The following is a 2,390-nucleotide window of genomic DNA, read 5'->3' as shown; positions in this document are numbered from 1 at the left end:
TCGCGCACTCGATGCACTCGCCGACCGGTGCCCGGTGCTCGCCCCGATCGTGCGCGTCCACGTGGACCTGAAGTTCCGCAGCACCCTCGTTCAGGGCGTCGGCGAACTCAGCCAGCGACGCGAAGCCCTCCGGGACCGCCCGGAAGTCGCACGCCGGGCAGTTGTCGTCCTCCCGCTCAGCGTGCTCCCCGCGCTGATGGGCTTCCCGCAGCTCCCGCAGGTAGCTCCCCGGTACGTACGCCACGGCTCAGCCCTCCACCGGGTTGGCCCGGATCACGGCCGTGATGGCCTTGAGCGACGGGGTGTCGTGCGGCCCCTGTTGCTCAGGCGTGCGGCACAGCCCGAACCGGGTCCGGCGCGCGACGCCGGGGGCGAGGAAGTAGGACAGGTCGTACTCCCAACCGCCCGGACGGCTCACCCGGAGGTTCAGGACGAACCCGTCGTCGCGCGGCGCCCATGCCTGCGCCGTGGTCCAGCCGTGAGCCTGGGCGAGCGCGAACAGGGTCGCGACGGGCTTCGGCAGGGCGTAGTCGGCCGGCGCCTTGTTCGTGATGCCCGCGCGCAGCCGGCGCTCCGTGGTGTCACGGGCGTACTGCTCGGCCGGGGTCAGGACGTTGTCGCGCTCCAGGGCCTTGGCCAGGGTGACCGCCCGCCCGCTGTAGCGGCAGGTGTAGCCGATGCCGGTCGCGTCTGCGATGACCGTGCGCCGCTGGCCGTCGATGGTCCACGTCGACTTCGGCTCGTGGGTGGACAGCTCTCCGTCGCGGACGGACGTCGTGCTACCGCAGGGGCACAGCACCTCGATGCGGTGCAGCAGGTCATCCCACACGTTCGGCAGGAGTATCGACGGGTCGTGCTTCGGCTCGGCGGCCAGGCGCTCCAGCGTGGTCGTCATGATGCTTTCCTCAGTTCCTTGGTCGTGGCGGCAGGGGCCGTGGCGAAGGCGAGGATGGCCGCGTAGTCGGCGACCTGACCCTCCAACGCCTTGATGCGCTTGCCGAGCCGGCTGGCCCGGGGCCCGGTGGACAGGGTCAGCCACTCCTCGCGCAGCGTCTCGGCGCGGGCGGCGAGCTGCGCCCGGCGCAAGTCCAGTTCGGCTATCGTCCGTGCGTTCATCGTGCTCCGCCTTCCGTCTCGTTGCAGCCGGGGCAGAGGTCCCGACCGTCGCACTTGTGCACCCAGCCGTCACGCTTGGCGTCCCGGCGGGCTTCGGAGATGTTGCGGGCGCTGGGGATGGTGCTGGTGTCGAACACCTCGTGGCAGCCGTTGCAGGCCAGGAACGCCCGCAGGAACGCGGTCACCCGCCGGCCTCGCTCTCGGGGATGGGCTGGACGTGGGTGAGGGCGATGCAGGCGCCGTGGCCGGTGACCCAGACGACGGCAGTGTGGCCGCCGAGGACGGAGGCCGCGCTGCGGGTGCGCCCCTTGACGCCCGCGCCCTCGCGGGCTCCGGTCCAGTACCGCACCGGTGTGCCTTCGGGGTACGTCGCGTTCCACGCCTCCGCGCGGCGGGCCTCGCCCCGAGGGATCTTCTTCATGCCGTCCTCGCTTCCTTGGTCGGGGCCCAGCGCAGCCGAACCCTTCGATTTAATTAAATCACGACTCGGGTGCCGGGACAACCCCTGCGCGAGGCTGTCCCGGCACCGGCTCACGCCACCAGCTCGGCAACCTTGCGCACGGTCTGGCGCACCTGCACCCCGGCGAGCACGTCGAGAACTTCCTGCCGCCACTCCAGCGCGGCGTCGGGGCAGTTCGCGCAGTTCTTGTGCCGCACCTCATGGCCGGGGAACGCAGGACGCCGCATCCGGCGGTAATGGAAGCTCCAGGCCATCGAATCGGCGGACGTCAGCCCGGAACGGTACTTCTCCAGACCGTCCTTTTTCACGCCGAAGCCGTGAAGGCGGAGCCCGGTGTCGCTGAAAGCGGACGGACCGCTGAACGCTCCGACGATATCCCCGATCTCCGAGGTGGACTGGCGCCGGCAGACAGACCCGAGACCGACCGTCGGCTGCGAAGCGAGGTGCACGCCGGCGTCCTCGTACATGTACGCGCACTGCTGGTAATGGACCAGGCTCCACCCTTGCAGTACGGGTATCCACGGCAGCTCGGGCGCCAGGGAGCGGAGTTCCAGGAAGTTCTCCACGGTGCGCTCTTGGTGGAAACGCACCGCTTCATCGAACGGCTGCTCATCCTCGCCCGGGGCCACCGTCGGTCCCAGGCCCCGGGCCTCCCGTGTGCCGTGGAAGAATTTCGGGTCGGACGGCTTGAGGTGCCAGTTCTTCCCTTCGATCACCCAGGGTTCGCACATCCAATCCTGGGGTGCGATGAAGTCCGGCATCCGCCCTACACCGTCCACGATCCGGCGGACATCAGCCACGAACACAGGCGGGG

General features: G+C 69.9%; 6 protein-coding genes. All 6 read right to left on the bottom strand.

Features of this window, described 5'->3' with window-relative positions:
• On the bottom strand, positions 1-244 hold a 244-nt coding region (locus tag ACWCV3_RS28710), incomplete at its 3' end, for a hypothetical protein (protein ID WP_451230216.1).
• Positions 245-247: 3 nt separating this feature from the next.
• On the bottom strand, positions 248-895 hold the full coding sequence (locus tag ACWCV3_RS28705) for a hypothetical protein (protein ID WP_451230213.1): 648 nt from the start codon (positions 893-895) through the stop codon (positions 248-250).
• A complete protein-coding gene (locus ACWCV3_RS28700) occupies positions 892-1,116 on the bottom strand; it encodes a hypothetical protein (RefSeq protein ID WP_451230210.1) in 225 nt (74 codons plus the stop codon). The genes ACWCV3_RS28705 and ACWCV3_RS28700 overlap by 4 nt, the downstream gene beginning before the upstream one ends.
• Positions 1,113-1,301, bottom strand: a complete 189-nt coding sequence (locus tag ACWCV3_RS28695; RefSeq protein WP_451230207.1) for a hypothetical protein — start codon at positions 1,299-1,301, stop codon at positions 1,113-1,115. Before ACWCV3_RS28695 ends, ACWCV3_RS28700 begins: the two co-directional genes overlap by 4 nt.
• Positions 1,298-1,537, bottom strand: a complete 240-nt coding sequence (locus ACWCV3_RS28690) for a hypothetical protein (protein WP_451230205.1) — start codon at positions 1,535-1,537, stop codon at positions 1,298-1,300. Before ACWCV3_RS28690 ends, ACWCV3_RS28695 begins: the two co-directional genes overlap by 4 nt.
• Before the next feature lie 110 nt (positions 1,538-1,647).
• A partial coding sequence (locus ACWCV3_RS28685; RefSeq protein ID WP_451230202.1) for a deazapurine DNA modification protein DpdA family protein occupies positions 1,648-2,390 on the bottom strand: 743 nt, incomplete at its 5' end.

Source organism: Streptomyces sp. NPDC001781 (assembly GCF_053596035.1).
Note: the sequence above shows the minus strand (reverse complement) of the source record. Positions and strands in the feature narration are given on the sequence as shown.